At 58.0% G+C, this 25,409-nt stretch carries 27 protein-coding genes, 4 tRNA genes and 4 pseudogenes; 8 read left to right on the forward strand and 27 right to left on the reverse strand.

The features are described from left to right. Window positions 1–115: 115 nt before the first annotated feature. Both AC515T_RS19245 and AC515T_RS19250 read left to right on the forward strand, forming a co-directional pair. Window positions 116–544: a GTP pyrophosphokinase gene (locus tag AC515T_RS19245; RefSeq protein ID WP_496533164.1), complete on the forward strand. Its 429-nt coding sequence runs from the start codon at window positions 116–118 to the stop codon at window positions 542–544. Window positions 545–764: 220 nt separating this feature from the next. Further along, window positions 765–1,193, forward strand: coding sequence for a DUF2628 domain-containing protein (locus tag AC515T_RS19250; RefSeq protein WP_496529629.1), 429 nt, complete (start codon window positions 765–767; stop codon window positions 1,191–1,193). A gap of 98 nt (window positions 1,194–1,291) precedes the next feature. On the opposite strand, the gene AC515T_RS19255 is transcribed toward AC515T_RS19250, so the two are convergent. Both AC515T_RS19255 and AC515T_RS19260 read right to left on the reverse strand, forming a co-directional pair. Next, the gene (locus AC515T_RS19255) at window positions 1,292–1,444 is read right to left on the reverse strand and encodes a hypothetical protein (RefSeq protein WP_496529630.1); all 153 of its coding nucleotides are present in this window, start codon (window positions 1,442–1,444) and stop codon (window positions 1,292–1,294) included. A gap of 252 nt (window positions 1,445–1,696) precedes the next feature. After that, the gene (locus AC515T_RS19260) at window positions 1,697–2,146 is read right to left on the reverse strand and encodes a PACE efflux transporter (RefSeq protein ID WP_496529631.1); all 450 of its coding nucleotides are present in this window, start codon (window positions 2,144–2,146) and stop codon (window positions 1,697–1,699) included. A 109-nt stretch (window positions 2,147–2,255) separates the two neighbouring features. Here AC515T_RS19260 and AC515T_RS19265 point away from each other — a divergent pair, with 109 nt between their 5' ends. Beyond that, window positions 2,256–3,194, forward strand: a complete 939-nt coding sequence (locus tag AC515T_RS19265) for a LysR substrate-binding domain-containing protein (RefSeq protein ID WP_496529632.1) — start codon at window positions 2,256–2,258, stop codon at window positions 3,192–3,194. A 90-nt stretch (window positions 3,195–3,284) separates the two neighbouring features. On the opposite strand, the gene AC515T_RS19270 is transcribed toward AC515T_RS19265, so the two are convergent. The 3 genes from AC515T_RS19270 to AC515T_RS19280 form a co-directional block, all read right to left on the reverse strand. Continuing rightward, window positions 3,285–3,497 carry a hypothetical protein gene (locus AC515T_RS19270; RefSeq protein WP_305490812.1) on the reverse strand — a complete coding sequence of 71 codons (213 nt, stop codon included), beginning with the start codon at window positions 3,495–3,497 and terminating at the stop codon, window positions 3,285–3,287. A 157-nt stretch (window positions 3,498–3,654) separates the two neighbouring features. Continuing rightward, window positions 3,655–4,161 carry a P-loop nucleotide/nucleoside kinase family protein gene (locus AC515T_RS19275; RefSeq protein WP_496529633.1) on the reverse strand — a complete coding sequence of 169 codons (507 nt, stop codon included), beginning with the start codon at window positions 4,159–4,161 and terminating at the stop codon, window positions 3,655–3,657. A gap of 109 nt (window positions 4,162–4,270) precedes the next feature. Continuing rightward, window positions 4,271–4,882, reverse strand: a complete 612-nt coding sequence (locus tag AC515T_RS19280) for a hypothetical protein (protein ID WP_496529634.1) — start codon at window positions 4,880–4,882, stop codon at window positions 4,271–4,273. A gap of 175 nt (window positions 4,883–5,057) precedes the next feature. Between AC515T_RS19280 and AC515T_RS19285 the strand changes: the two genes are divergently transcribed. Together AC515T_RS19285 and AC515T_RS19290 are read left to right on the forward strand one after the other, a co-directional pair. Then, window positions 5,058–5,273 (forward strand): DUF6434 domain-containing protein, encoded by a 216-nt coding sequence (locus AC515T_RS19285; protein WP_496529635.1) that lies wholly within the window; start codon window positions 5,058–5,060, stop codon window positions 5,271–5,273. A 146-nt stretch (window positions 5,274–5,419) separates the two neighbouring features. After that, window positions 5,420–5,638 carry a hypothetical protein gene (locus AC515T_RS19290; RefSeq protein ID WP_496529636.1) on the forward strand — a complete coding sequence of 73 codons (219 nt, stop codon included), beginning with the start codon at window positions 5,420–5,422 and terminating at the stop codon, window positions 5,636–5,638. Window positions 5,639–5,708: 70 nt separating this feature from the next. On the opposite strand, the gene AC515T_RS19295 is transcribed toward AC515T_RS19290, so the two are convergent. The 8 genes and pseudogenes from AC515T_RS19295 to AC515T_RS19330 form a co-directional block, all read right to left on the reverse strand. After that, window positions 5,709–5,909 (reverse strand): hypothetical protein, encoded by a 201-nt coding sequence (locus AC515T_RS19295; protein ID WP_207966820.1) that lies wholly within the window; start codon window positions 5,907–5,909, stop codon window positions 5,709–5,711. 111 nt (window positions 5,910–6,020) lie between these two features. Next, entirely contained in the window at window positions 6,021–6,446 is a 426-nt protein-coding gene (locus AC515T_RS19300) for a hypothetical protein (protein WP_496529637.1), read from the reverse strand. Window positions 6,447–6,794: 348 nt separating this feature from the next. Beyond that, complete coding sequence (locus AC515T_RS19305) at window positions 6,795–7,103, reverse strand: hypothetical protein (protein WP_496529638.1); 309 nt, start codon at window positions 7,101–7,103, stop codon at window positions 6,795–6,797. Between the two features lie 115 nt (window positions 7,104–7,218). After that, a complete protein-coding gene (locus AC515T_RS19310; RefSeq protein WP_496529639.1) occupies window positions 7,219–7,437 on the reverse strand; it encodes a hypothetical protein in 219 nt (72 codons plus the stop codon). Between the two features lie 61 nt (window positions 7,438–7,498). Beyond that, window positions 7,499–8,044 (reverse strand): hypothetical protein, encoded by a 546-nt coding sequence (locus AC515T_RS19315; RefSeq protein WP_496529640.1) that lies wholly within the window; start codon window positions 8,042–8,044, stop codon window positions 7,499–7,501. Window positions 8,045–8,526: 482 nt separating this feature from the next. Beyond that, window positions 8,527–9,291: a hypothetical protein gene (locus AC515T_RS19320; RefSeq protein WP_496529641.1), complete on the reverse strand. Its 765-nt coding sequence runs from the start codon at window positions 9,289–9,291 to the stop codon at window positions 8,527–8,529. Window positions 9,292–10,285: 994 nt separating this feature from the next. Beyond that, a pseudogene (locus AC515T_RS19325) lies at window positions 10,286–10,810 on the reverse strand (putative metallopeptidase); the annotation flags it as partial. 72 nt (window positions 10,811–10,882) lie between these two features. After that, window positions 10,883–11,320: a GNAT family N-acetyltransferase gene (locus AC515T_RS19330; RefSeq protein WP_496529642.1), complete on the reverse strand. Its 438-nt coding sequence runs from the start codon at window positions 11,318–11,320 to the stop codon at window positions 10,883–10,885. Between the two features lie 407 nt (window positions 11,321–11,727). Here AC515T_RS19330 and AC515T_RS19335 point away from each other — a divergent pair. Beyond that, a pseudogene (locus tag AC515T_RS19335) lies at window positions 11,728–11,897 on the forward strand (type II toxin-antitoxin system HicA family toxin). A gap of 52 nt (window positions 11,898–11,949) precedes the next feature. Beyond that, window positions 11,950–12,366, forward strand: a pseudogene (locus tag AC515T_RS19340) (type II toxin-antitoxin system HicB family antitoxin); the annotation flags it as partial. A 514-nt stretch (window positions 12,367–12,880) separates the two neighbouring features. On the opposite strand, the pseudogene AC515T_RS19345 reads toward AC515T_RS19340, so the two are convergent. The 3 genes and pseudogenes from AC515T_RS19345 to AC515T_RS19355 form a co-directional block, all read right to left on the reverse strand. After that, window positions 12,881–13,200 (reverse strand): annotated as a pseudogene (locus tag AC515T_RS19345) (DUF2388 domain-containing protein). 160 nt (window positions 13,201–13,360) lie between these two features. Continuing rightward, entirely contained in the window at window positions 13,361–14,728 is a 1,368-nt protein-coding gene (gene ltrA / locus AC515T_RS19350) for a group II intron reverse transcriptase/maturase (RefSeq protein ID WP_496529475.1), read from the reverse strand. Window positions 14,729–15,170: 442 nt separating this feature from the next. Next, a tRNA-Val gene (locus AC515T_RS19355) sits at window positions 15,171–15,247 on the reverse strand. Window positions 15,248–15,430: 183 nt separating this feature from the next. On the opposite strand from AC515T_RS19355, the gene AC515T_RS19360 reads away from it, so the two are divergent. Further along, window positions 15,431–16,714, forward strand: coding sequence for an NAD(P)/FAD-dependent oxidoreductase (locus tag AC515T_RS19360; RefSeq protein WP_014337463.1), 1,284 nt, complete (start codon window positions 15,431–15,433; stop codon window positions 16,712–16,714). 208 nt (window positions 16,715–16,922) lie between these two features. Here AC515T_RS19360 and AC515T_RS19365 read toward each other — a convergent pair. The 11 genes from AC515T_RS19365 to AC515T_RS19415 form a co-directional block, all read right to left on the reverse strand. Further along, window positions 16,923–16,999 (reverse strand) — tRNA-Asp (locus AC515T_RS19365). Between the two features lie 89 nt (window positions 17,000–17,088). Beyond that, window positions 17,089–17,165, reverse strand: a tRNA-Asp gene (locus AC515T_RS19370). A gap of 58 nt (window positions 17,166–17,223) precedes the next feature. After that, window positions 17,224–17,299: transfer RNA gene (locus AC515T_RS19375), tRNA-Val, on the reverse strand. A 103-nt stretch (window positions 17,300–17,402) separates the two neighbouring features. Next, on the reverse strand, window positions 17,403–18,176 hold the full coding sequence (locus AC515T_RS19380) for an SDR family oxidoreductase (RefSeq protein WP_063320321.1): 774 nt from the start codon (window positions 18,174–18,176) through the stop codon (window positions 17,403–17,405). Continuing rightward, window positions 18,173–19,384 (reverse strand): O-succinylhomoserine sulfhydrylase, encoded by a 1,212-nt coding sequence (locus AC515T_RS19385; RefSeq protein ID WP_305481880.1) that lies wholly within the window; start codon window positions 19,382–19,384, stop codon window positions 18,173–18,175. Before AC515T_RS19385 ends, AC515T_RS19380 begins: the two co-directional genes overlap by 4 nt. 56 nt (window positions 19,385–19,440) lie before the next feature. After that, window positions 19,441–20,946 carry an amidophosphoribosyltransferase gene (gene purF, locus AC515T_RS19390; RefSeq protein WP_053123453.1) on the reverse strand — a complete coding sequence of 502 codons (1,506 nt, stop codon included), beginning with the start codon at window positions 20,944–20,946 and terminating at the stop codon, window positions 19,441–19,443. A gap of 40 nt (window positions 20,947–20,986) precedes the next feature. Further along, complete coding sequence (locus tag AC515T_RS19395; protein ID WP_030142022.1) at window positions 20,987–21,547, reverse strand: CvpA family protein; 561 nt, start codon at window positions 21,545–21,547, stop codon at window positions 20,987–20,989. 89 nt (window positions 21,548–21,636) lie between these two features. Then, a complete protein-coding gene (locus tag AC515T_RS19400; RefSeq protein WP_496529643.1) occupies window positions 21,637–22,308 on the reverse strand; it encodes an SPOR domain-containing protein in 672 nt (223 codons plus the stop codon). Further along, window positions 22,292–23,599: a bifunctional tetrahydrofolate synthase/dihydrofolate synthase gene (folC, locus tag AC515T_RS19405; protein ID WP_496529644.1), complete on the reverse strand. Its 1,308-nt coding sequence runs from the start codon at window positions 23,597–23,599 to the stop codon at window positions 22,292–22,294. The genes AC515T_RS19400 and folC overlap by 17 nt, the downstream gene beginning before the upstream one ends. Then, on the reverse strand, window positions 23,596–24,516 hold the full coding sequence (gene accD, locus AC515T_RS19410) for an acetyl-CoA carboxylase, carboxyltransferase subunit beta (protein ID WP_496529645.1): 921 nt from the start codon (window positions 24,514–24,516) through the stop codon (window positions 23,596–23,598). The genes folC and accD overlap by 4 nt, the downstream gene beginning before the upstream one ends. A gap of 265 nt (window positions 24,517–24,781) precedes the next feature. After that, entirely contained in the window at window positions 24,782–25,405 is a 624-nt protein-coding gene (locus AC515T_RS19415; protein ID WP_496529646.1) for a phosphoribosylanthranilate isomerase, read from the reverse strand. Between the last annotated feature and the right edge of the window lie 4 nt (window positions 25,406–25,409).

Below are 25,409 nucleotides of genomic sequence, written 5' to 3' on the forward strand. Positions count from 1 at the left end.
CGTCAACCCGGCGAATCCTACTCGTCGTAAAGCCTGCGTTGAGCGCGTACCGTGCCCCATTCCCCGATTCAAAATGGACGTCATTCAAATTGCCACCACGCCACAGGTGAATGCCATGAGCACCCTTGAAAAAGCGATATCGATTTCCGCGCTGGCCCATGAAGGGCAAGTGGATAAGGGCGGCTCCCCTTACGTTTTGCACCCCCTGAAGGTCATGTTGCGCCTGGCCCATGACGAAGAGCGCATCGTGGCGGTGCTGCATGACGTGGTCGAAGATACCGCGATAACCCTCGGCGACCTGCGCGATGAAGGCTTCAGCGAGGCGGTCCTTGGCGCAATCGACGCGCTCACCAAACGCGAAGGTGAGACTTACCAGGCCTTTATCGAGCGGGCTGCACGCGACCCGATGGCGCGCCGAGTGAAGCTGGCGGACCTTGCGGAAAACAGCGATTTATCTCGCCTGAACGAGCCAAGCCAGAAAGACTTGGATCGAATTGAAAAGTACCGCAAGGCGACTGATTACCTGACGGCCTTGGAGCAGTAGGCACCCGTGAAACAAATAAGGTGAAGCGCGTCACAGACCAGGCGACCGCTCAAGCTGCCCGTGCGGAATGTTCCACATCAACGGTCATAAAGCGGCAAAATAAACGCCCAGACAACTCGCTCGAATCTTCGACAAAACCAAAGCAACCAATGCTCTGAAACCAGGGCACAGGATTTCTTGGAAGAAAGACAACTATTTATGGAAAACAGGAGCCTTGAAAATGAGCACGACTGAACAAGTACAAAGCACTGGCAAATACAGCGCCAAATGGCAGGAACGCTTCGACTTCTTTGACACCTACGGTGCGCCAAACGACCCGCGCTACAAGGAAGCCGTCAAGACACTGCCTGGTTTCAAGAAGAAGATATTGATCAACGCCAACGTGATTGCGTTTTTCTTCGGCCCTATCTACCTGTTCGTCCTGGGTCTGTGGAAGAAAAACCTGGCCCTGTTTGGTATTTTTCTGGCGATCCACATCGCATTGAGCGTGATTTTCGCCATCATCGGCATGGAGTTTCCTCGGCCATTGAGCACTGGCCTGAGCATCGCCATGTCGATGATGTATGCACTCATGGCCAACTACGCGTACTACCTCAAGGAAGTGAAAGGCGAACAAGGCTGGAACCCGTTCAAAGGCATGCGTCTCTGATTGCAGGCTTGGGTCATCAAGAGCCCGCACCTCGTCATGAGTGTGCGGGCTTGTTGTTTCTGAGCCTTGAATTCTTGAGGAGCAGTATCAGCCGATGCTCAACTGTCCCGATGACCTAAATGTTGTTTTTTTACACCATTTTTAGCCTTTCGTTCGAAATAGGCATGAACAAACCACAGAGCCAGGGCAAACCCGGCAAAGCCAAAAATGAAGAGCAACACTTCTATTGCAGTACCTTCATGAGAAAACATTGTGTTCACCTCGTCCTTAAGTGGGTTGACCGAAAATCGCCACGCTCGAAATCTCTCGTAACAATCCGAACATTTTCAGGGTAGTCGTCATCAACCTGCGTGACAACCCTTTATCCCCGTACAACCCCCGGTCTAGACGAGTCGCCGACCAATGACACCCTGCCCCGGCGGGCCAATGCGTGGTTTCATAACGGTCGGTCCAGCCTCTCCAAGGAGATGTGGCGGCCTCCCATACAAATTCCTGCAACTGACTCAGCGGGGGCTAGAGACAGAAACCTGATCGGCCTGCGCCGAAAGCGGAACATCAAACACCCGATCGAACACCCATTGAAAAACCAGCGCGTAAAAAAAGAAAAACACGAACAACCCCAGGTTGGTCACCAGCGCCAGCCACAGGCTGATGCCCAACCATGCGCCGATCACCGGAGTGAGGATCAGCGTCAAGCCGCCTTCAAATCCCAGGGAGTGAAGCAGCCGTCGCTGCCAGTTGCGATGGCGGCTGGGTTGACGGCGCTCCCACCACTCGAACAGGCCGTTGAAAAGCATGTTCCAGGCCAGCGCGACGGCAGAAATCACCAGCGACAGCAGGGTTGAATAGCCCATCCCTTGTTCGTAGGTCAGCGCAAGCGCCGGGGCCACGAACAGCACGCCGCCGGCCTCGTAGAGGATGGCCTGGAGGATTTTACGGGGTGTGCCTTGCATCGCTGGGCTCCTGGGCTGAGGGGTTGGAAGACCACAGCCTGGCAAGTTGAGCACTCGCGCACAATTGAGCTAAATTGAGCCACGCTCAACCTGAGTAACCCACCCGCCCATGTTCGCCAAACTGCCCCTCACCGCCTTGCGCGGCTTCGAGTCCGCCGCACGGTTGGGCAGCTTCAAGGCGGCGGCCCAGGAACTGAACGTCAGCCCGGCGGCGATCTCCCATCAGGTCAAAAGCCTTGAAGCCTTCCTTGGCGTGCGCCTGTTCGAACGCTCCAGCCAAAACGTGCGCCTGAGCGCCGACGGCGAGCGCCTTCACCCTTACATGCACCGCGCCCTGCTCGATATCCAGCAGGGCCTGCAAGTGCTGTCACCGTCGTGTGCCACGCAGTCCCTGGTGGTGAGCACAACGCCAGCGTTCGCCAGCCTGTGGCTGATCCCTCGCCTCGGGGACTTTCATCGGTTGCACCCGGAGATCGACGTCAGCCTGCACAGCAGCAATGACGTGGTGGACTTGCGACGTGACGCCAGTATCGACCTGGCGATCCGCGCCTTGTTCAGGCCGGACCCACAGCTGTTCGAACAGCCTTTATTGGATGAGTACTTTGGCGTTTATTGCCGCCCCGGTTGGCAACCACCCGCAGCGGGCTCGCCTATCGAACTGATCGACGTGCCATGGCTGAGTAGCACGAGCGTAGCGGTTGACTGGCCTACATGGTGCGCCAAGGCCGGTACCCCGGGTTGGCTGGAGAACGCGCGCGTGCGGCGTTATGACGAGGAACAGCATGCACTGCAGGCCGCGATCGCCGGGCACGGGCTGGTGCTCGCCAGCAATGTGCTGGTTGCTGAGGCTGTTGCGCGTGGGCAGTTGGTTGATTACCGGCCTGAGGTTCGCTTGGCGGGTGCGCGGTATACCGTGGTGTGTGTGCCGGGGCGGGAGCGGCAGGTGGAGGTGCGGGTGTTCAGTGAGTGGTTGTTGGGGCGGAGCGTCGCAGAACCGGATGCTCCTGCCAGCCTCACCCCGGACCAGGAAAGGAAATCTATCCCCTGAATCTGTGGCCGTACGAGCCTAACTGATCCCTGCGGCCTCTTCTGCACAGAAGAACAGCGAGGCTCGATCCGTCCTCTTCCTTCCGCGCCCTCAGGGAAGAGGCGGATTCGCCGCGAAATTCGTAGGGATATTGAGAAAGGCATGCCAAGCATCCACAGCGTCATGATGCCGCTGGGTAGCATCCTCCCAAGAAGGACCGGATACCTCTTTCGCAGAAACCAGCATCATCATTTTTATCGTTGCGGCATCGAGCTCTTTGAGAAGCTCATGGGATGTGGCCCTGAATTCTTCGAACGACGTCATTCCATTTACCTCGGGCGGTGTTCACCGCCATTGAGGAATACATATTCCTCGATGAGTGGAGTCCCCCGGGCGGCAGTAATTCCAAAGGGTCGGACCGCCGGTCAATTCATTACGAGGCGATGCTCACTGCCTGCTGGGGCCTGACACTGGATTTGCGCTACTCATTGGGCAGGAATCGGTCAATGACCATCGAGACCGCTTGCACCGCAGAGACCAGGGCTGTGTCTATGCAAAACGGAACTTCATCCCACGGCTCATATTCATGATCCAGTACAGACTGCCAGGTGGGTGGCGTCAGTCCAGGAATATCACCTCTCCTGGTTTCTACCCGGCGCTGATGTTCATGTTTATCGGAGCAGATCACTTGGATATTTGCCAACCGGCTACCCGCCCGCGAGGCAACTTCGCTCCACGCGATTCGGCTTTCGAGGACGGGATTGACACAATCAACGATGACGGTGTGCCCCAAACGAAGATTACTCAGGGCAAGCTCATTGGCAACCCTGTAACCACTGCTCCCCACATATTGCGCAAGCGCGCCCGAGCCTCGAATCGCCTGCTCAATCGTATCGATCCGCAGGTACACGGCGCCAATTGTAGCGGCGAGATCATGGGCGATGGTGGTTTTTCCGGTGCCGGGGAGGCCGCTGAAGACGATGAGCATTCAATGTCCTTCGATGAGTGAGCTATCCAGTGTAGGCAACCGTTTTTCCCGAGTGGCCTCAAAATCGCGGGCTACCTCCCTCCCCATAAAAACCAAGACCGAACGAAACTCAATCGGTGGCCTTATCAACGGCCAAACCAACCAGCACCAACGGCAACAGGGCGATGGTGAACACCGTCATCCAGGCGGCCCCGTAGGCGTCATGGATCTTATCGCCCAGGCCTCGTTTCGATGGTGGAGCGAGAATGCTCTCGGACAGGCTCAGGGCATAACGATAGGTTGGGGATTGATCGTGCCGATTGAAATTGCATTTCGTAGTGTACAAGCCGACATAACGATCACCCGGCACTGGTGTACGGCTTTCGTGACTGGCAAGGAGCTGCTCCAACTGGGCGACCTGCGCCTCAAACTCAGCCTCACATTCAGGCTGACTTGTAAAAGCACGACTCTTCTTCCTAATGGAATCCGGGCGAACCTGATGATCGAGAACGACCTCGTAAGTATCGCCTTGGTCATCGACGCGCTTGTAGACCTTGTAGCCCGTGAGCGACTCTGCTCCGGTAGCGGAAAGCGCCTTGAACTCATCGCTGGACAGCGGTTGGTTCAAGGTATAGCCGTAAATCTGGGGGGCTTTGAACGGTTCCCTCACAGGTTTCGTGGCGCACCCAGCAGATGACGTAATAATCGAAAGGCTCAGCGCGGTACAGAGCGTCCTGTTCATGACTCTTCCTTGAATGGCTTGGGTTACCTGAGGGCAGGCGTGGGAGAGTATCGAAAATGGGCAGTGGGCGCCGCTATCAGAGGTCTTAAACTGCTTATTGGACATGAGTACGAAGTGCTCTCGTCACCGCCTGGCGACGTCACTTCAACCTATCATTCAGCATGGAGCCCGCCCCATGAGTTTTAATTGGCACAGTGATCAGCTCACAAGAGATACGCCAGTTTGCAAGCATTACCGAAACACACAGAACGTCCGCAGATTCATGGTGGAGCACTGCGGCGCGAAGTTTAAATTTGATAGAGGCTTTATGGCCTGGATACGTAATGGCCCCCCTAAAACGCTCGGAGAAGCCGTCGATGAGTGGCTGCAGCGCAATCGCGATGGCCATTGAACAAGCGGGCATGACTAAAACCGGAGCCAGGTCACGATTTGAGCTCACCTGCAAATCAGCCCGTCTCATAAGTGGGCGTCCGTTTACTACGCGAGGCGTGCTTGCGATACGCTTACCGAGGATCGCATGTGCGAGGGGGAGCTACGATGTTGGACGCATTATTGGAATTCGTTCTCGAACCTGTAGGGCGGGCTATTTTCTTTCCAATCGGTTGGCCGATAGTCAAGCTCATCAGCTTGGGGCGTTACCCGCGTAAAGGTATGTGGTTCAAGGATACGCCCGAGTCGAACTGGACGATGGGATTAGGAATTGCTGCGGTGATGATTGCGATGATGGTGGCGCTGCACCAGTTTCAGGCCCCGTAGCCGACCACGATTTGGACCCCGCGTCATCGGCTCGTTTCATATCGTGGGCGCCCCCCTTTCCCTTCAAGCATTAATGAAGAACCCTGCGGCTCTCCCCAATCCTGATCCTGTCGAGCGCCCTGTTTAAAGCATCCAAGGCATCGAGCAGGGCTTTCGCCTCAGCCTCCCGACCATCACCCCAGAGGCGTTCAGCCATTTTGTTCAGTGCCTGGATAGAGCGTTCAATGTCAGCAGCTGTCGCTGTTTTGCTTTCCTGAAGTTTCTTGGGCATTGATTAATCGTCCTCGGGCGCGTTGCTTCATCAGCTTCGACGCGAATACATCGATCGCACGGCAGAACGCTATGCAGGGTTCCATACCCACCCCACCGCCGATGCCCCCAATCAGCGCTTCATGGACTCACACTGAGCACGCAGATCATGATTGTCGATGTTCCCGCAACTACTGCTGCCGGTCGTGGCATTGCAGTAGGCGCGCTGGTCACGGTCATCAATGTTGCCGCAGGAACTGTTACCCGTCTCCGCGTTGCACCGCGCACGCAAGTCATGATTATCGATGTTGCCGCAACTGCTGCCGCTCTGCTTGGCATTGCAATAGGCGCGCTGGTCATGATCATCGATGTTGCCGCAAGAACTGCCCCCTATCTCTGCGTTACATGCCGCACGCAAATCGTGATTATCGATGTTCCCGCAGCTGCTGCCACTCTCCCTGGCATTGCAATAGGCGCGCTGGTCATGATCATCGATGTTGCCACAACTGGCAAAGGCGTAGCCGCTGAACATCAATACCATCGCAAGAATCACTTTCATTTCATACGTTCCTGAGCCTGCCAGGAAACAGCCTGGCACTGGTTGATCCTGCGTTATTGAGCGTCGCGACAGGCCATCAAATTGACATCATCTAATGAAAAAGTTCCGAGGCCGGATTGTGTGAAGCTGGAGGGATGCAGCCGGGCATGAGATGGGAAAACTGGGAACTGACCGCGACTCCAATAACCGTGGTATGCCCGGTCCCTCTCTGACCCGGGCTCGATGGCACGCTGACCTACACCCGAAAGTGGCCGCATGACGCACATCGACCTCGGCGGCCAGTGCGCTGCCGAGGATGGCCCTAATCCGGGATAATCCAGAAAGACCAAAAAATAAAGCACCTGCAGCTTAAGGAAGTTTCTTCTTTCCGATTACCACAGCTCCTCGCGTAACCGAGAACGCAACATCTCCAACGTAGGCCCCGCCTCTCTGAGTACATTCTTCTGATAGAGCCGTGGAAATCGGAACTACGTTCACAACGTCATACCCCTGCTCATCGAATGTCTCATACGTCTCCAGAAGCAAATCCGCATAATTATCCAAGTCCACCGTTTTTTTGTCATAAACCGTTTCAGTTTTGCTTCCAGGCAAACCGGTCGGCCTGGTTGTACTTTCCATCGAAGCATAGAACCAAGCCGATATGAATTTTTCAGACATCTGAAAACCCTTAATTTTAGACAAACCAAAAAGATAACAAAAAACTCACATCAAAGAATAGCCACTACCGCTCATTAAAACTCAACCGCTATAGCGGCAAAGGAATCGCTATGCCTCAACTACTCGCACCATAGAAATGATTCAGCGCTATCAGTTCAAACACAGCCACCAACGCACAGAACGCCATGAAGCCAAGGCTGAAGACCCGCTTGGGCTTGGATGAGCCGTCGCCCAACCAACTCGCATCGGAATCAGTGATAAACCCTATGAGAAATAGCAACAGCGTATAGATCCAAGCCCTGCTCCAGAATCCCTGTGTTTTCCATTGACTCATCCGTGCTCTTGCGCAACCTGCTTTATTCGTTCACTCATGACGCCAGTTAACCAGGATCGCATTACTTGGCTTTTGCGCTCTTGATATCACTTATGATTTTCTGAGAAATCGCCTGAACCTGCTCCTGGGTCATAGCCGACATGACGCCCTCCCAGGCAGACGACGACGTGTCGTATGTCCGAGTTCCAATCAGGCGGCCTGATTTCAAGTCCGAGTAATCTGCACTGGAATTGACCCACGCATTTCCCACCATGACCCCTGCTCCGTAGCGAGCGCCTGGGGTCAGGTAACGGAAATTGGTCACGTTGATCTTGATACCGACACCGTCCTTGCCCGCCTGGCTTGATGCCTGAGCCTCTGTAAGCCTGTAGCCGGCGCGAGTCGCTTCGACTTGCAGGGCGTCATTCCACTCTTGCTTCAAGCGAGGCCAGTCCTCGTTTTGTTGAACCTTGCTGTTGCCTTGAAAGTTTACGACCAGGTTCTGCTTGGCTGACTCCTGAATGACGAGCGTTTCAGTCCCGCCGCTTTTTACAGAGGCAGCGCATCCGCTCAACATCAAGACAGCAACAGCACAGGCCAGCGCAATCGAAAGCTTGGATGCGTTCATTGAATTTCCATATCCACAAAATCGTTGAGAGAGGCGTTAACTATCCCCGCCGGGCCAGATGGGCCCACAGGCTGGACGCGCAGAATTTAGCACCATTACTTCGCTGCTACGAGCCAAGGGCGGGGTCAAAGGCGGGGACACACCACGATATTGCGTACATTAATTTGGCGGTGCATTCGGGGATTGTCCCTTCTTCCCGGCACGAAATCGGCCCTTACACAGGCGCCTATGGGCAGGTAATAGCCTTTCGAGACTGCTTCTTGGTCCACAGAAGACGACCGTTGATTCGTCCATCAGACCATGACTCGGTAACCAGAGAGCAATTGCCGCTCAGGTTCTCAACAAACGTCCTTGGATAACCTTCAGGCTCATGTCCACCCAGACGCATCCAATTTGGATCTGGCGAGGTCACTGATTGATAAGGCATGCAGGCTGCCAGTGTGACCAGTGAGAGTGCCAAAACTGCGTTTTTCATATAAGTCTCAATCAATTTGGCGAGTGTCCTGGCAAAAACGCGGAGTGTAGATTGATTGGATGCTTTCCCAGCGTGAGCTACGACGAGGACTTGCTGCGAGTGTCGCTATACAACCCACCACAATCGGCGGAAACCAGAAAGCTGGGAATAGGCCACGATTTGAGTTCACCTGCAATCGGACCGCCTCATAATCGTGGTCTGCCCGCGTTTTCCTTGCATCCGCAGCCCGCAAGACCATTGTCGCGAGTGCCGATGAGGAAATCGGGACAGACTTCGATTTGAACTCATAATCACTTTCCAATCCACTGTAACGCCACCCTAGCGATGCTCGCTCCCTGCGGGCTCGGCTCGTGAAGAAGGCACGGAAACGGCGCAAAGGGTTTAAATTGGACCAGGCCATATCCAAGCGTGCCTGTACCATCTCATTTTTCGCCTGGACGATCTGCCCTGCCAAACTTAGCGCCCTCCTTTTGAACTCCCTGTGAAGCGCCTGCTCCTCGGTCTCGTTTCCCAGTGGCTTAACTTTCATCTCGGAAAATGTGAAAAGCGTTTTGTCGCTGAGCACACAAAACGTGCCGCGACATTTTTGTATAGTGCCCTGAAAGGTAAAATCGATTGAACAGAACGCATGTTCGTCCATGTCTATGTAGTACAGCGGCTCACCCTGGAGGTTTCTAACTTTTCCGTCCTGATGAATCCGGCCCAAGGGCGCCCCATCGCTGTCTCTGCCTTTGAAGACCAGGTAGCGGCCGTTCGTGTAGTTGTACGGCATTAACGGTCCTCATTCCGAATAGACATCGGAACACATGGTTTGCCCCTTCGCTGTACCCATCCATGTCCCTTTCACGCAACGCTAACAGGTCAGCACTACTGATGCTCAATTTCTTCTGGCGACTGATCGCCGGGCTGCTGGCGCCGACAATTGCATTCATTCCGTTAGCATCAGCGCTGCCGCGAGTTCTAAAGATAATTATCTTTGGTGTGATGCTTCGTGTTTAGCACTTGAAAAGTACATCGCACCGGGTACACCACCCTTCAGCTGCGCTCCGGTTCATTGGAAAACGGAGGGGAGGATGACTTGTATCGGCAACCGTCAAAACCAGTGAGAATCCTATGAATCTACGCCGAATCTCGTCGGCTGGAACGCTCATGCCTGCCCCATCGACTATCTGAAGAACCCCGCCCGACACCCTGCTGTCAACCTGTTTCCACTCACACTGCCAGCCTGTTACCCACGTGAAGTCTCGAATTTGATAGTCGCCGGTGGCGCTTTGGCATTGAGCGAGCTTCTTGTTGGAGAGGTCAAAGGCAAGAAATATGGGACTTGGATAGCCGAGCAGTTGAGTATCGTCAAGGCTCAGACCTTCTTTTAGGTTGATGGATGCTACAAGTGCTTTTGCTCGTCTCTTGCGCCATATCAAGTACCATATGGCGAGGCAAAAAATAGAAACAGAAGCCAGGAAGAGCTGACGTCCTTCGACTGTAAGCTTACCGGGCGAAAACTCTATCATGCCCCACAAGAGTCCTATCATCGCAAGCCCCGATACCCAAGCGGCGGGAATCACTATTCTGTTAGCGAGGCTAGCTCCGAGCGTCCTCACACAGCTTTTCATAATTGGCCAATATCATTTATAGAAGAGCTCGTAGGTTATCACTCACGGAGCGCTCACTTATAGGACTTGGCCCGCAATGCGCGGGTACGTGCCTTGGAAAGACTGGGGACAGACCACGGTTTTGAGTTCACTCATCATCAGTCAGTTGCCCCCGTCAGGGCTCGCACCGTACCGACGCACGACACCGACGAACTCTTCAACGTCGTGTCCGCGCATCTCAAGCTTGGGCAAGCCTTCCTAGGTGAACTTGGGTGCGCCGTACTGATCCCTAGCCTGAGCAATGTGGCACAGCCCCATGCTCGACCAATGTGCAGAAGTCAGCGTCGTAGCATTGAGCGCAGTAGTCGGCAGCCAAGGTGATGATGTAGGCCGGCACATTGCCGAACCAATCACGCATCTGCTGTTCCATTCGGGCTTTCTGCCAGCCACCGGCGCGGAACGCTACCTGCTCGGCCTGCCCGACAACTGTGCGGCCCTTCTTCGTGAATGCAGCAGATGCCCACATGACTCTCACGTCCGCATCGATCAGATGGGCGTGGTCTTCGTTGTGCTACCGGTGTCGGCAAGGATCTCTTGCTGAAGCCATTCCCAGATCTCAGGGGCGGGAGCCAGGCGGATGCCGAAGTCAGACAGCTCCGACAATTCAAGCAATGACGTCGGAGGGTACGGCCTGTACATGACTCCCCCCAGATTTGAACATCAATGGTAAGCCGCTATCGATGAAGATGAATCAGAGAAATGCAGGCATCTCTAATGTTCAAGAACCTTCATAAAAATCAGCTCCGGATCACCAGGATCAAGATTTTCCACTACACCGCTAGATTGGTATCCAAGCTGCACAAGCAATTCCCGCATGGGTGTGTTGGACATATTGGTCGAAGTAAAGATCTTTTTGGCAGAGGAACAATGCTCTAAGTGAGCAATGATCTTCCTACCTATCCCGCATCGCCTGTGTGTATCCGAGACGACCACGAGCGGAACAAACCACTCACCGAAAAAACTTTTATCCAAGCATCCGTAACCGACAGGGGCAGCGGGATCGTCCGCATCACAAGCGACCCAGCATTCGCCCTGCCTTATCGCTCTTGCGATTTGAGCCCGACGACCATGGTCGTTTTCCGCTAAAGAATCCACGCGCACCAAACTTTCTAAGTCGCTGAGGACGGCTTGTCTAATTTGCCAACTCATGATCGCAATCCCTACGGTCAAATTCAGAGTTTAATTCATCGTCGTTGCCATGAATGCCATTACGCCTGACTGGGTATTTTGCGGAAAGCGCTCCAGCCCGGTAGGCTCGCTCGATCGCCTCCCAGTCGGGTTGCTTAGTCGTTTTTGATCCTTAGCTTACTTTTCTTCAGCGGCGTAATAGCCTGGGTCTGTAGCAATTGGAAAGACTGGGGACAGACCACGGTTTTGAGTTCACTCATCATCAGTCAGTTGCCCCCGTCAGGGCTCGCACCGGGAAACCGGGGACAGACCACGATTTGAAGTAACTTTACTTGGCTCTCAATCGTGGTCTGTCCCGGTTTTCCCACAAAAGTATTGTATTACTACATAAGTGTTGTAGAGTAGATCCATCCAAACAACGATCCGAGGTGAAGACGTTCAGCGAGTTCAGACCATGGTTGAAGGCCCAAGGGGTGACCTTCGAAGTAGGCAAAGGAAGCCACGTCAAAGCTACCGCCCGAACGGCAACAGGACAACCTTCGCGGATCACGGCTCCAAGGAAATGCCGGAACCAATCCGTAAACAACTGGGGCTCTGAAGAGCCCCTTCACCACATCTGAATGCTGAACGATCACCTCCAAGGAGCGACCATGTACGACTATGCAATCCGCTTCGAACAGGACTGTAGCGCTCCAAGCGTTGCCGTTTTCTGCCGTGATCTGCCAGAGCTAAACAGCTACGGGGATGATCGGGGACACGCAATCCGTGAAGCCCTGGACGGAATCGAATCCGCCCTCTCCATCTACGTCGATGAGCGTCGTGCGATTCCGCCAGCGTCCGCCCCCCAGGATGGCGAGCACGTCGTGCATCTACCCGCGGTGACTGTGGCGAAGATCGCGTTGTGGAACGCCATGATGGAGCGAAATATGCGAAAGGCCGACTTGTGCCGGCTGCTTGGCGTACATCAGGCCCAAGGTGATCGCTTGGTTGACTTTCTTCACACCTCCAAGATGGATCAGGTTGAACGCGCCTTGGAAGCTCTTGAACTCTACGTTGATGTTAAGGTAATGACCCAGAACCCAACCAAATTGTTGATTCGCCGAATTCAAGAGCCGACGGCCACCCGTTACCTCGTGCATCTTGCCAGTAAAAGCTTGGATGAATTGAACTTGCCAACTGGTCTGGCACAGGAGTACGCCACTGTTCCACCAAAGATCGCAACCGTAGCTCTAAACGGTGACGACGATGAGTTTTGGTGGCTAAGTGAAAGCGCTAAACGCCTCAGCAAACTTGGCTGGGACGCTTTTAGCCTTGCGAGATTGAAACATGAAGACCTGGGGCCCACTCACGACGAGGATGTGGAGCAACAAAAAAACCGGCTCGGCTAAAAACGAAAAGGCCCCGATCAATGTCGGGGCTCTGGATAGGCGCGCTGTTTTCCAGTTCCGTTGAATCCCCTCTCAGCACCGATGCCTCTATGTATTCGGTAAAAGGGACGGATTTATTTTCTAGTCGACTGTTAGTTGATCCAAACGAACTCATTCGATGGAAGTGCAACGCAGCGAAGTATCTAGTCCCTGCTCAATACGAAGTTACGATCGCTAAGGCAAGCTGCTGGTCCGTCATCATCGCCGGCCTGTATGTCGTACGGTAATAGCGTACGGCTTGCTCAAACTAAGCGCCGCGAATTTCGCCATCAGAGCCAATGAATGCAAGCGCATCGGCCTTGGCAGGCTTGAAGTTTTTGCACCCAGCGCGGAAAGCCCCGTAGTCCCCGAGAGGAGGACGGTTGGAACCAACGTTATCATCATCGAGTTTTGATACGAGCCCTTATCTTCCGCATTGGCTTGGGCGCTGATCGATACCGTGACCGCGATTACCAAGGTCTTCCATGAGCCCATACTTTGATACTTCCATTGCGATCAAAGGGTTGCTATCCGTGGCCGCTTTTCCAAAGCGTTTCCAAACAACAAATCGGCATAGGGGACGGCCTTCATAGGCCGTTCCCCTGCCACACCACCCGGCATGCGGGTCCGCACCGGGCGGTTCGAGAGATTGAGGTCAGGAGAGACGCGGTAAACCCAAGCTGTCGAACCAGGCGATACTCAGCACACGGTTCAGCTCATACCGGCTGTTGCTCCACCAACGGCGAGCATTCCCCGCGATCTTCCTCGCGACTTCCACACTCGCCCCCAGTGCCCGCAACGCCCGGTAGGTCGTCGTTCCGCGCTTCCATTGCTTGAGCTGGATTGCTCGTAATCGGTGCCGTATCCATTCGTCCAGCTCGCGCCAGACGGCTGGGGTTTGCGACAGTCCGAAATAAGCTTTCCAACCCAGAATGTAAGGGCGCAGATCATCGACGATCTGCTGCAAACTACGGCCACATGAGCGTCGGGTGTGCCAGCGTATTCGCTGCTTGAACTGCTTTTGCGCTTTAAATGAGACGGCTCGCTTGGCTTCGCCCTGAGAGGCCCAGAAGGCGTATCCCAGAAACTTGCGACCGAACGCACTCGTCACCGCACTCTTGCTCTCGTTGACGCTCAAGTGCAGCTTTTCATACAGACACTTGAGCAAGGACATCACTCGCTGCCCGGCCTTCTGACTGCGAACGTACACATTCGCATCATCGGCATAGCGCACAAAACTATGACCTCGGCGTTCAAGCTCTCGATCCACTTCGTCCAGCAGCACGTTCGCCAGCAACGGCGACAGCGGGCCGCCTTGCGGCGTCCCCAGGCGGCTTTTCTCGACCACGCCATTGATCAGCGTTCCCGCATCCAGATACGCACGGATCAGGCGAATGACCGCCTGATCTGCTATCCGTTTGCGTAAGCGATCCATCAAGATGTCGTGGTCGACCCGGTCGAAGAACTTCTCCAGATCAACATCCACTACCACCTTGAGCCCCGCAGACACATGGCGCTGAGCCGCCAGGATGGCGTCCTGCGCACTGCGCCCCGGACGAAAGCCGTAGCTGTGTTCACTGAAGGTTGGATCGAGCAGTGGTTGCAGGACTTGCAGCAGCGCTTGTTGAATCAACCGGTCGGTGACCGTTGGAATGCCTAACTCGCGTTCACCGCCGTCAGGCTTGGGAATGACCACGCGCCGTACCGGACTGGGCCGGTAGACGCCTGAAAGAAGCTGTTCGCAGATCACAGGCCATCGGGACTGCAAAAGTTTGGCGGTCTGTTCAATGTCCAAACCGTCGACTCCAGCAGCTCCTTTGTTGGCCCTGACTCGTCTCCAAGCCCGTTTCAGGTTCGCTCTCGCAAAGGCCCGTTCCAGCAGCCCTTGCCCTGCGTTGTAGGATTCATCTTGCGGGCAATTGACCTCGTCGCTGATGGAGGCACTCACGGCTTCACCGCTCGCGTCCCTCCCATCCGCCCCGCGTTTGGCAGGCATCTGACTTCCGGTCTTTCGCATCAACATGGCCTATGACGCTTTCTCTCGTTCGGCCCTTCGTCAAAAAAGAAAAAAAGACTACTACGGCCTCTGCTGACTTCTCGCTCCGGTTTGCACCGTCGCCCTTTCAGGCATAAGGCGAGATCTCCCCAGGTAAGAACGCAATCCTTCACCGCACAGCCGCCGGATCTACGCAGCCGCCCTTTGACCACAAGAGTTTCGCGGTTTTTGGCCCGCTCACCCTGGTCGGCTTCGCCTTATATCCGGTTCTTGTTCATCGGCTCACGGCTTCGCTCCACGCTTCCTCCCCACACTCGGTCGCCCTCATGCAGTTGCGCTTCACTTCATTCGCTGTGGTCAGCTTACGGCGGGACTTTCACCCACAAGATTGCGCCCATGCTGGGCGCACCAAAAAAGGGCCCACCTTTCGGTGAGCCCTTCTAGACCGCCCAGCAGAGCGGATTTTGTTTGGTAGGCGCGATTGGACTCGAACCAACGACCCCCACCATGTCAAGGTGGTGCTCTAACCAACTGAGCTACGTGCCTGCTGTGAGGCGGCATTCTACGGAATTCCGGAGGGGTGTCAACACCTTTTTTCCACCTAACCCTATGAATATGCAAAATATTTAATTTCGCCGGGGCAACGAAGATTCGGGGGTGGCTGGCGGCCGATTTTTATCTCGGGTAGGATCGCTGCATTCGTAAAAAATATAAAACAGAGGTTGCAGAATGGCGAACACTTCCTATCCAGCGTCTTATTACGCCGCGTCGGCCAATCCGGTTCCTCCGCGCCCTGCCCTGCAGGATGACGTCGAGACGGATGTGTGTGTGATCGGTGCCGGCTACACCGGCCTGTCTTCTGCGCTGTTTTTGCTGGAGAACGGTTTCAAGGTCACCGTGCTTGAGGCGGCTAAGGTCGGCTTTGGGGCTTCGGGTCGCAACGGTGGGCAGATCGTTAACAGTTATAGCCGCGACATTGATGTGATCGAGCGCAGCGTCGGTCCTCAGCAGGCGCAGTTGCTGGGCAACATGGCGTTTGAGGGTGGGCGGATCATTCGCGAGCGGGTGGCGAAGTATCAGATTCAGTGTGATTTGAAGGACGGCGGTGTATTCGCCGCCCTCACCGCTAAACAGATGGGCCATCTGGAGTCGCAGAAGCGTTTATGGGAGCGTTTCGGGCATACCCAGCTGGAACTGCTGGATCAGCGGCGTATTCGCGAGGTGGTGGCTTGCGATGAGTATGTGGGCGGGATGTTGGATATGAGCGGTGGGCATATTCATCCGCTCAACCTCGCGCTGGGCGAAGCGGCGGCGGTGGAGTCGCTGGGTGGGGTGATTTATGAGCAATCGCCGGCGGTGCGCATCGAGCGTGGCGCCAGTCCGGTTGTGCATACGCCGCAGGGCAAGGTCAGGGCCAAGTTCATTATCGTGGCCGGCAATGCTTATCTGGGCAATCTGGTGCCGGAGTTGGCGGCCAAGTCGATGCCTTGCGGTACGCAGGTGATTGCCACTGAGCCGTTGGGCGATGAGTTGGCTCATAGCCTGCTGCCTCAGGATTATTGCGTCGAAGACTGCAACTACTTGCTCGATTACTACCGGCTGACGGGGGACAAGCGTCTGATCTTCGGCGGCGGTGTGGTGTATGGCGCGAGGGATCCGGCGAACATCGAAGCGATCATCCGACCGAAGATGCTCAAGGCGTTCCCGCAGCTCAAGGATGTGAAGATCGATTACGCCTGGACCGGAAATTTCCTGCTGACGCTGTCGCGTCTTCCGCAGGTCGGGCGGCTGGGGGATAACATTTATTATTCCCAGGGCTGCAGCGGCCATGGCGTGACGTATACGCACCTGGCGGGCAAGGTCCTGGCCGAGGCGCTGCGCGGTCAGGCTGAGCGTTTTGATGCGTTTGCCGACCTGCCGCACTACCCCTTCCCTGGCGGTCAGTTGTTGCGTACGCCGTTTGCGGCGATGGGGGCTTGGTATTACGGGTTGCGGGATAAATTGGGGTTCTGAAGCGCCCAACACCAAGGGCTGCTTCGCAGCCCAGCGGGGATAAATCCCCTCGCCACAGCAAGCTCCCTCGCCACGGGCTTGTTCCAACCTTTCAAATCCCGGAAACAAAAAACCCCGGTCTTTCGACCAGGGTCTTTGCTATCGACTAGAAGTAGCTTTTCAGCTTTCTTCTTAGCTTCAAGGCGTTCAGTGGGCCTCGAAGCAGATATGGCGCAGCGGACGGGACTCGAACCCGCGACCCCCGGCGTGACAGGCCGGTATTCTAACCGACTGAACTACCGCTGCGTATCGCTATGGACTTGCGTCCAGTTAACTCGTCTGACCTAGACCCTTGGATCTGGATCTCGAACCAGGCGAACCTGCTTCGGAAAATATGGCGCAGCGGACGGGACTCGAACCCGCGACCCCCGGCGTGACAGGCCGGTATTCTAACCGACTGAACTACCGCTGCGCGTCGGTGGAGGCTTTTGACAGCTTCCGTCTTGCTTTCGCAAAACTCTCGTAAAACATGGTGGGTGATGACGGGATCGAACCGCCGACATTCTGCTTGTAAGGCAGACGCTCTCCCGGCTGAGCTAATCACCCTTTGCTTCGCTGAGGCCGCGAAATTTACGCAGGTACCGAAGCTAAGTCAATAGCAGGGTTGAAGTTTTTTCAAAACAGTTTCAAACGGCACCCGCGACCGGCCTCACTCATAAATCATTTTCTTGGTCATGCCGCCGTCCACCACGAACTCCTGGCCCGTGACAAAACCGGCATTGCGCGACAACAGCCACGCCACCATCGCCGCCACGTCCTCTACCGTGCCCACCCTGCCCGCCGGATGCTGGGCGTGATCGGCATCGGTCAGCGGCTGCGCACGACGCTGGGATGGGTCCCGTGCATCGATCCAGCCGGGGCTGACGGCGTTGACCCGGATCTCCGGCCCGAGGCTGATGGCCAGGGCATGGGTCAGGGCCAGCAGGCCGCCCTTGCTCGCCGCATAGGCTTCGGTGTCGGGTTCCGATTGCGCGGCGCGGGTCGAGGCCAGGTTGACGATAGCGCCGTTGTGAGCACGCAGATACGGCGCGCAGTGCTTGGCCAGCAGCATCGGCCCACCGAGATTTACCGCCAGGACCCGATTCCAGTAAGCCAGGTCCAAGCTCTCCAGGGTGATGTTGTGCGGGTCGGCGATGGCCGCGTTGCACACCAGCGCGTCGAGCCGCCCGAACTGCCCGAGCACCTCGGCGATACCGGTCGCGACCTGCGCCTCGTCCGCCACGTCCATGGCGATGAACCAGGCGTTATCGCCCAGGGTCTTCGCCACCTTGGAACCGCGCTCGCGATCCAGGTCGGTCAGCACCACCTGCCAGCCTTCACAGATCAGCCAGGCAGCGATGCCCAGGCCGATGCCGCGTGCGGCGCCCGTAACCAGTGCTACCCGGCCATGAGTGCCGCTCGGCGGCGTTGCCAACTCGATCACAAGGCCGCCAACCCACGGGCCAGATCGGCTTGCAGGTCGGCCACGTCTTCCAGGCCGACCGCGACGCGGATCAGGCTGTCGCGGATGCCCGCCGCTTCCCGCTCTTGGGGCGACAGACGGCCGTGGGAGGTGGTGCTTGGGTGGGTGATGGTGGTTTTGCTGTCACCCAGGTTGGCGGTGATGGAGATCAGTCGGGTGGCGTCGATGAAGCGCCAGGCGCCCTCCTTGCCCCCCTTGACCTCGAAGCTCACCACCGCACCGAAGCCACGTTGTTGACGCGCAGCCAGGGCATGCTGCGGATGGCTCTTGAGACCGGCGTAATGCACTTTCTCAATGCCGTCCTGCTGCTCCAGCCACTCGGCCAGGGCCTGGGCGTTGGCGCAATGGGCTTTCATGCGCAGGCCCAGGGTTTCCAGACCCTTGAGGAAAATCCAGGCGTTGAATGGGCTGAGAGTCGGTCCGGCGGTACGCAAGAAGCCCACCACTTCTTTCATCTGCTCGCCACGCCCGGCCACGACGCCGCCCATGCAACGGCCCTGGCCGTCGATGAACTTGGTCGCCGAATGCACCACCACGTCCGCGCCAAGCTTCAGCGGTTGTTGCAACGCCGGGGTGCAGAAGCAGTTATCGACCACCAACATGGCGCCCTTGGCGTGAGCGATTTCCGCCAGCGCGGCGATGTCCACCAACTCGGCCAGGGGGTTGGATGGCGACTCGACGAACAGCAATTTGGTATTGGCCTTGATTGCCGCATCCCAAGCGGACAGGTCCGCCAGGGGCACGTAATCGACCTCTACGCCGAAACGCTTGAAATATTTTTCGAACAGGCTGATGGTCGAACCGAAGACGCTGCGCGACACCAGCACGTGGTCGCCGGCGCTGCACAGGCTCATGACCACGGCCATGATGGCGGCCATGCCGGTGGCGGTCGCCACGGCTTGCTCGGCGCCTTCCAGGGCGGCAATGCGCTCCTCGAAGGCCCGCACGGTCGGGTTGGTGTAGCGCGAGTAGACGTTGCCCGGCACCTCGCCGGCAAACCGCGCCGCAGCGTCGGCAGCCGTGCGGAACACGTAGCTGGAGGTAAAGAACATCGGATCGCCATGTTCGGCTTCCGGTGTACGGTGCTGACCCGCGCGAACCGCCAGGGTATCGAACGCTACGCCTTCAAGGTCGCTGTCCAGCCGACCGGCATCCCAATCCTGACTCATGCTGTCACTCCTTTAATCGGTTAAACGCAAACCGGCCCCTCGGGGCCGGTTCGTACTCAGTTGTTGTACAGGTCGATGATCGCACTGACCGCCTGGGTCTTGGCCTTGGACGCATCGTTACGCGCGTTCTCGATCTTGTTCAAGTAGGCATCGTCGATGTCGCCGGTGACGTACTTGCCGTCGAACACTGCGCAATCGAACTGCTCGATCTTGATCTTGCCGCCGCCCACCGCTTCGATCAGGTCCGGCAGGTCCTGATAGATCAGCCAGTCGGCGCCGATCAGGTCGGCCACGTCCTGGGTGGTGCGGTTATGAGCGATCAGCTCATGGGCACTCGGCATGTCGATGCCGTAGACGTTCGGGTAGCGCACGGCCGGGGCCGCCGAGCAGAAATACACGTTCTTGGCGCCGGCTTCGCGGGCCATCTGGATGATCTGCTTGCACGTGGTGCCACGCACAATGGAATCATCCACCAGCATCACGTTCTTGCCGCGGAATTCCAGTTCGATGGCGTTGAGCTTCTGGCGTACGGATTTTTTCCGTGCGGCCTGGCCCGGCATGATGAAGGTCCGGCCGATGTAGCGGTTCTTCACGAAGCCTTCGCGGAACTTGACGCCCAGGTGGTTCGCCAGTTCCAGGGCGGCGGTGCGGCTGGTGTCCGGGATCGGGATGACCACGTCGATGTCGTGTTCCGGGCGCTCGCGCAGGATCTTGTCGGCGAGTTTCTCACCCATGCGCAGGCGCGCCTTGTAGACCGAGATACCGTCGATGATCGAGTCCGGACGCGCCAGGTAGACGTGCTCGAAGATGCACGGGGTCAAGGACGGGTTGGTCGCGCACTGACGGGTGTGCAGCTTGCCGTCTTCAGTGATGTAGACCGCTTCGCCCGGGGCCAGGTCGCGAATCAGGGTGAAGCCCAGCACATCCAGGGACACGCTTTCGGAGGCGATCATGTACTCGACGCCTTCGTCGGTGTGACGCTGGCCGAACACGATCGGGCGGATGCCATGGGGGTCGCGGAAACCGACGATGCCGTAACCGGTGATCATCGCCACCACGGCGTAGCCGCCCACGCAACGGTTGTGCACGTCGGTCACGGCGGCGAACACGTCTTCTTCGGTAGGCTGCAGCTTGCCGCGCTGGGCCAGCTCATGGGCGAACACGTTGAGCATCACTTCCGAGTCGGAGCTGGTGTTGACGTGGCGCAGGTCCGATTCGTAGATCTCCTTGGCCAGTTGCTCGACGTTGGTCAGGTTGCCGTTGTGCGCCAGGGTGATGCCGTACGGCGAGTTGACGTAGAACGGCTGGGCTTCAGCCGACGTCGAGCTGCCGGCGGTCGGGTAGCGCACGTGGCCGATACCCATGTGACCGACCAGGCGCTGCATGTGGCGCTGGTGGAACACGTCACGCACCAGGCCATTGTCCTTGCGCAGGAACAACCGGCCGTCATGGCTGGTCACGATACCGGCAGCGTCCTGGCCGCGGTGCTGGAGCACGGTTAGCGCGTCATACAGCGCCTGATTGACGTTCGACTTACCGACGATACCGACGATGCCACACATGCGACGCAACCCCTACTTAATGGATCTGAACTGAACACACTTACTGCGGCGTTTTGGCCGTCGGCAAGAGGTGTTCCTTGAACGGTATTTCAGCGGGTACGCTGATACCGCTGGCAAGCCACTGACTGCTCCAACCCAGAATCAGGTTTTTGGACCAGTCTGCGACCAATAGAAATTGTGGCACGAGCCGGGACTCCTGCCACCACGTATCCTGCTGTACCGGCCCCAGGCTCAAGAGCCCGACGGCCACGACCACCAGCAACGCGCCACGCGCCGCGCCAAAGGCCATGCCCAGGAACCGGTCCGTCCCGGAAAGCCCGGTGACGCGAATCAGTTCGCCGATCAGATAATTGATCATTGCGCCAACCAGCAAGGTGGCGATAAACAAGATAGCGCAGCCCGCGATCACGCGGGCCGAGGGAGTTTCGATGTATCCGGCGAGGTACTGGGACAGCGAACCACCAAACATCCAGGCTACGACTCCCGCGATGATCCAGGTCAGCAGCGAGAGGGCTTCCTTGACGAAGCCGCGGCTCAGACTGATCAATGCGGAGATGGCGACGATCGCAACGATCGCCCAGTCAACCCAGGTAAATGGCACGGTGCAGCCTACAGACGGATAAGGCGGCGCATTTTAGCAGAGCCCAGGGCTGTCGGTAAGCTGCGTGATTCAAATCAGCTAAATCGCCGTCAACCGCGCTCTGGCTGGAAGCGCACGACAAACCCCTTGAGGTTCTGCTGGCGGCTGAGCAGGTCACGCAGGCGGTCGGCCTCGGCACGCTCGATCAGCGGCCCGACAAACACCCGATTCTTGCCATCGGCGGAGCGGATATAGGCGTTATACCCCTGGCTGCGCAGGGTTTTCTGCAAGTTCTCGGCACTTTCGCGACTGGTCAGGCTGGCCAGTTGTACCGACCAACTGACCGACAGGCCATTGGCATCCACACGACGCTGGGTCGTGTCCGGCTTGGTCGGCGCGGCGGTGATCGGCTGACTCGGGGCCGGCTTGATCGCCGGTGCCGCCGGAACAGGCACGGGGGCGACAGTCGGTTTACTCGGCGCGGCGGGAGCCGGCGTGGCAGGAGCAGGCGCAATCGGCGTGGAAGGCGCGGTAGGTTGCTCAGCCAGCTCCTCGTCGCTGGGCACCGGTTCCTGGGGCAAGGCTTGGGGCTCGGGCACGGCCACTGGCTCGACCTGCACAGGCGGCACCGCAGGCGCCTGGGGCGCGGCTGGTGCGTCGACCGTGACCTGACGCTGCTCGTCCTGGCGGGAAAACAGCATCGGCAGGAAAATCACCGCCAGGGCCACCAACACCAGGGCCCCGACCATGCGCTGCTTGTACGCTTTATCCAGCAATGCCATCTGCAGCTTCCTCCGTGGAGCGCCGGGCCAACCATTGAAGGGCCTCGGCAACACAAAAAAATGATCCGAACAGCAGGATTTCATCATCGGCCGTCGCCAGGGCACACTGCCCTTCCAGGGCGTCGGCCACGCTGACGTAGGCTTGCACTGAAGCACCGTGACGCTGCAAGGCGTCCTGCAGCTCAGCCGCCGTACGCGAGCGCGGCGAATCCAGTGGCGTTACCGCCCAGTGCTGGACACTAGCACCCAACGCCTCGACAACGCCATCCAGATCCTTGTCGGACAGCAACCCGAACACCGCCAGGCGTCGCCCTGCCACGGGCCGCCGCGCCAGGCGCTCGGCCAGGTACTGCGCCGCATGGGGGTTATGGCCGACGTCCAGCAACAGGTTCAGGCGCTTGCCTTGCCAATCGAACTGACGGCGGTCGAGACGCCCGACCACGCGGGTCGCCAGCAACGCCTGGACGATTTGCCCGGCATCCCAGGGCAAGCCCAGCAACAGGTAGGCCTGGAGCGCCAGCGCGGCGTTTTCCATCGGCAGGTCCAACAGCGGCAGGTCGCGCAACTCCACTGGGTTGCCGCGCAGGTCGCTGCCGCGCCATTGCCAGTGCTGCTCGGTCATCGCCAGGTCGAAATCCCGCCCGCGCAGAAAGAACGGGCAGCTCAGCTCGCGAACCTTGTCCAGCAATGGCTGAGGAGGATTGAGATCGCCACAGAGCGCAGGCGCACCCTGGCGGAAGATGCCGGCCTTCTCGAAGGCCACGGATTCACGGGTATCGCCCAGGTAATCGGCATGGTCCACGCCAATGCTGGTGACCAGCGCAATGTCTGCATCCACCAGGTTGACCGTATCCAGCCGCCCGCCCAGGCCGACTTCCAGCACGACCGCATCGAGACCGGCACGGGCAAACAACCAGAACGCCGCCAGGGTGCCCATCTCGAAATACGTGAGGGTTGTATCGCCTCGCCCGGCTTCCACCGCGGCAAAGGCTTCGCACAGCTGGGCGTCAGTGGCTTCGACGCCGTTCACTTGCACCCGCTCGTTGTAGCGCAGCAGGTGCGGCGAGCTGTAGACACCGACGCTCAGCCCCTGGGCCCGCAGCAGCGAGGCCACGAAGGCGCAGGTCGAGCCCTTGCCATTGGTGCCGGTGACGGTGATGACCCGGGGCGCCGGCTTGGCCAGTCCCATGCGGGACGCTACCGTTTGCGAGCGCTCCAGCCCCATATCGATGGCCGATGGATGCAACTGCTCGAGGTAGGCAAGCCAGTCGCCCAGGGTCCGTTGGGTCATAGCCCGGCAGGCACTGGCGGAACCACGATCGGCTCGATCGGTGCGGCGACGAATTTCGGCGTCGGCAGGCCCATCAGTTGCGCCAGCAGGTTGCCCAGGCGCGGACGCAGATCCTGGCGATGGATGATCATGTCGATGGCGCCGTGTTCCAGCAGGAACTCGCTGCGCTGGAAGCCTTCCGGCAGTTTTTCACGCACGGTCTGCTCGATCACACGTGGACCGGCAAAGCCGATCAGCGCTTTCGGCTCGCCGACGATGACGTCGCCCAGCATGGCCAGACTCGCGGAAACACCGCCGTAGACCGGGTCGGTCAGCACCGAGATGAACGGAATGCCTTCTTCACGCAGACGCGCCAGCACCGCGGAGGTCTTGGCCATTTGCATCAGGGAGATCAGCGCTTCCTGCATCCGCGCACCGCCGGAAGCGGCGAAGCAGATCATCGGGCAACGGTTTTCCAGGGCATGGTTGGCGGCGCGAACGAAACGCTCGCCGACGATGGCGCCCATGGAACCGCCCATGAAGGAGAATTCGAAGGCCGAGACCACCACTGGCATGCCCAGCAAGGTGCCGCTCATGGACACCAGGGCGTCCTTTTCACCGGTCTGCTTCTGGGCAGCGGTCAGGCGATCCTTGTATTTCTTGCCGTCGCGGAATTTCAGGCGGTCCACCGGCTCCAGCTCGGCGCCCAGCTCCACGCGACCTTCTGCGTCCAGGAAAATATCGATACGGGCGCGCGCGCCGATGCGCATGTGGTGGTTGCACTTGGGGCAAACGTCCAGGGTCTTTTCCAGCTCGGGACGGTACAGCACCGCCTCGCAGGATGGACATTTGTGCCACAGACCTTCAGGCACCGAGCTTTTCTTCACCTCGGAACGCATGATCGAAGGGATCAGTTTGTCTACTAACCAGTTGCTCATGCTTTCTTTCTCCAGTACCGGCGGCCCGAACGCTCTGGTTCGCGGCCCCGCGTATGCCCTTGAGCTAAATTCATTGTGCGGCGAGGGTCGAACGGCCACCACGGTCAGCGCGAAACATGACCTGCGTGCAGCCCAACCTCCTCAGCCATCCCGGCAACCGCTGCACTGCGGTTGCCCCTACGCTATCGGCCCACCCGGAGGCGGTGCCTGCCTGCTTTGTACAGTGCAGGTATGGACGGCGGCAGTCTGCCAGCCGTCACATTGACTACTGGCTGTTGCGAACAGCAGCCATGAACGCACGAATCTTTGCCGGGTCCTTGATGCCCTTGCCCTGCTCTACCCCACCGCTCACGTCCACCGCATAAGGACGAACCTGACGAATGGCCGCGGCAACGTTTTCCGCCGTCAGGCCACCGGCCAGGATGATCGGCTTGGCCAGGCCTTGTGGTACCAGCGACCAGTCGAATGCTTCGCCGGTACCGCCGGGCACGCCTTCCACATAGGTGTCCAGCAAGATACCGCTGGCACCGGCAAAGGCTTCGCAACCGGCGACAATGTCGTCACCGGCCTTGACCCGCAACGCCTTGATGTACGGACGATGCCAGCCTTCGCAATCGGCCGGGGTTTCGTCGCCATGGAACTGCAACAAGCCCAGCGGCACCGCATCGAGGATCTCGCCCAGCTCGCAACGACTGGCATTGACGAACAGCCCTACGGGCGTCACGAACGGCGGCAAGGCCTGAACGATCGCCCGCGCCTGCTGCACCGTCACCGCCCGTGGGCTCTTGGCGTAGAACACCAGCCCGATGGCATCGGCCCCGGCCTCGACCGCCGCCAACGCGTCCTCGACGCGGGTGATCCCGCAAATCTTGCTGCGAACGACGGGCATGGTG

The sequence above is a fragment of the Pseudomonas sp. FSO-7 genome, from assembly GCF_059579345.1.

What these genes read in the sequence shown, in the direction of transcription:
- AC515T_RS19245 (WP_496533164.1), top strand. Translation starts at nt 116, where the DNA reads ATGAGCACCCTTGAAAAAGCGATATCGATTTCCGCGCTGGCCCATGAA.
- AC515T_RS19250 (WP_496529629.1), top strand. Translation starts at nt 765, where the DNA reads ATGAGCACGACTGAACAAGTACAAAGCACTGGCAAATACAGCGCCAAA.
- AC515T_RS19255 (WP_496529630.1), bottom strand. Translation starts at nt 1,444, where the DNA reads ATGTTTTCTCATGAAGGTACTGCAATAGAAGTGTTGCTCTTCATTTTT.
- AC515T_RS19260 (WP_496529631.1), bottom strand. Translation starts at nt 2,146, where the DNA reads ATGCAAGGCACACCCCGTAAAATCCTCCAGGCCATCCTCTACGAGGCC.
- AC515T_RS19265 (WP_496529632.1), top strand. Translation starts at nt 2,256, where the DNA reads ATGTTCGCCAAACTGCCCCTCACCGCCTTGCGCGGCTTCGAGTCCGCC.
- AC515T_RS19270 (WP_305490812.1), bottom strand. Translation starts at nt 3,497, where the DNA reads ATGACGTCGTTCGAAGAATTCAGGGCCACATCCCATGAGCTTCTCAAA.
- AC515T_RS19275 (WP_496529633.1), bottom strand. Translation starts at nt 4,161, where the DNA reads ATGCTCATCGTCTTCAGCGGCCTCCCCGGCACCGGAAAAACCACCATC.
- AC515T_RS19280 (WP_496529634.1), bottom strand. Translation starts at nt 4,882, where the DNA reads ATGAACAGGACGCTCTGTACCGCGCTGAGCCTTTCGATTATTACGTCA.
- AC515T_RS19285 (WP_496529635.1), top strand. Translation starts at nt 5,058, where the DNA reads ATGAGTTTTAATTGGCACAGTGATCAGCTCACAAGAGATACGCCAGTT.
- AC515T_RS19290 (WP_496529636.1), top strand. Translation starts at nt 5,420, where the DNA reads ATGTTGGACGCATTATTGGAATTCGTTCTCGAACCTGTAGGGCGGGCT.
- AC515T_RS19295 (WP_207966820.1), bottom strand. Translation starts at nt 5,909, where the DNA reads ATGCCCAAGAAACTTCAGGAAAGCAAAACAGCGACAGCTGCTGACATT.
- AC515T_RS19300 (WP_496529637.1), bottom strand. Translation starts at nt 6,446, where the DNA reads ATGAAAGTGATTCTTGCGATGGTATTGATGTTCAGCGGCTACGCCTTT.
- AC515T_RS19305 (WP_496529638.1), bottom strand. Translation starts at nt 7,103, where the DNA reads ATGTCTGAAAAATTCATATCGGCTTGGTTCTATGCTTCGATGGAAAGT.
- AC515T_RS19310 (WP_496529639.1), bottom strand. Translation starts at nt 7,437, where the DNA reads ATGAGTCAATGGAAAACACAGGGATTCTGGAGCAGGGCTTGGATCTAT.
- AC515T_RS19315 (WP_496529640.1), bottom strand. Translation starts at nt 8,044, where the DNA reads ATGAACGCATCCAAGCTTTCGATTGCGCTGGCCTGTGCTGTTGCTGTC.
- AC515T_RS19320 (WP_496529641.1), bottom strand. Translation starts at nt 9,291, where the DNA reads ATGCCGTACAACTACACGAACGGCCGCTACCTGGTCTTCAAAGGCAGA.
- AC515T_RS19330 (WP_496529642.1), bottom strand. Translation starts at nt 11,320, where the DNA reads ATGAGTTGGCAAATTAGACAAGCCGTCCTCAGCGACTTAGAAAGTTTG.
- ltrA (WP_496529475.1), bottom strand. Translation starts at nt 14,728, where the DNA reads ATGTTGATGCGAAAGACCGGAAGTCAGATGCCTGCCAAACGCGGGGCG.
- AC515T_RS19360 (WP_014337463.1), top strand. Translation starts at nt 15,431, where the DNA reads ATGGCGAACACTTCCTATCCAGCGTCTTATTACGCCGCGTCGGCCAAT.
- AC515T_RS19385 (WP_305481880.1), bottom strand. Translation starts at nt 19,384, where the DNA reads ATGAGTCAGGATTGGGATGCCGGTCGGCTGGACAGCGACCTTGAAGGC.
- purF (WP_053123453.1), bottom strand. Translation starts at nt 20,946, where the DNA reads ATGTGTGGCATCGTCGGTATCGTCGGTAAGTCGAACGTCAATCAGGCG.
- AC515T_RS19400 (WP_496529643.1), bottom strand. Translation starts at nt 22,308, where the DNA reads ATGGCATTGCTGGATAAAGCGTACAAGCAGCGCATGGTCGGGGCCCTG.
- folC (WP_496529644.1), bottom strand. Translation starts at nt 23,599, where the DNA reads ATGACCCAACGGACCCTGGGCGACTGGCTTGCCTACCTCGAGCAGTTG.
- accD (WP_496529645.1), bottom strand. Translation starts at nt 24,516, where the DNA reads ATGAGCAACTGGTTAGTAGACAAACTGATCCCTTCGATCATGCGTTCC.
- AC515T_RS19415 (WP_496529646.1), bottom strand. Translation starts at nt 25,405, where the DNA reads ATGCCCGTCGTTCGCAGCAAGATTTGCGGGATCACCCGCGTCGAGGAC.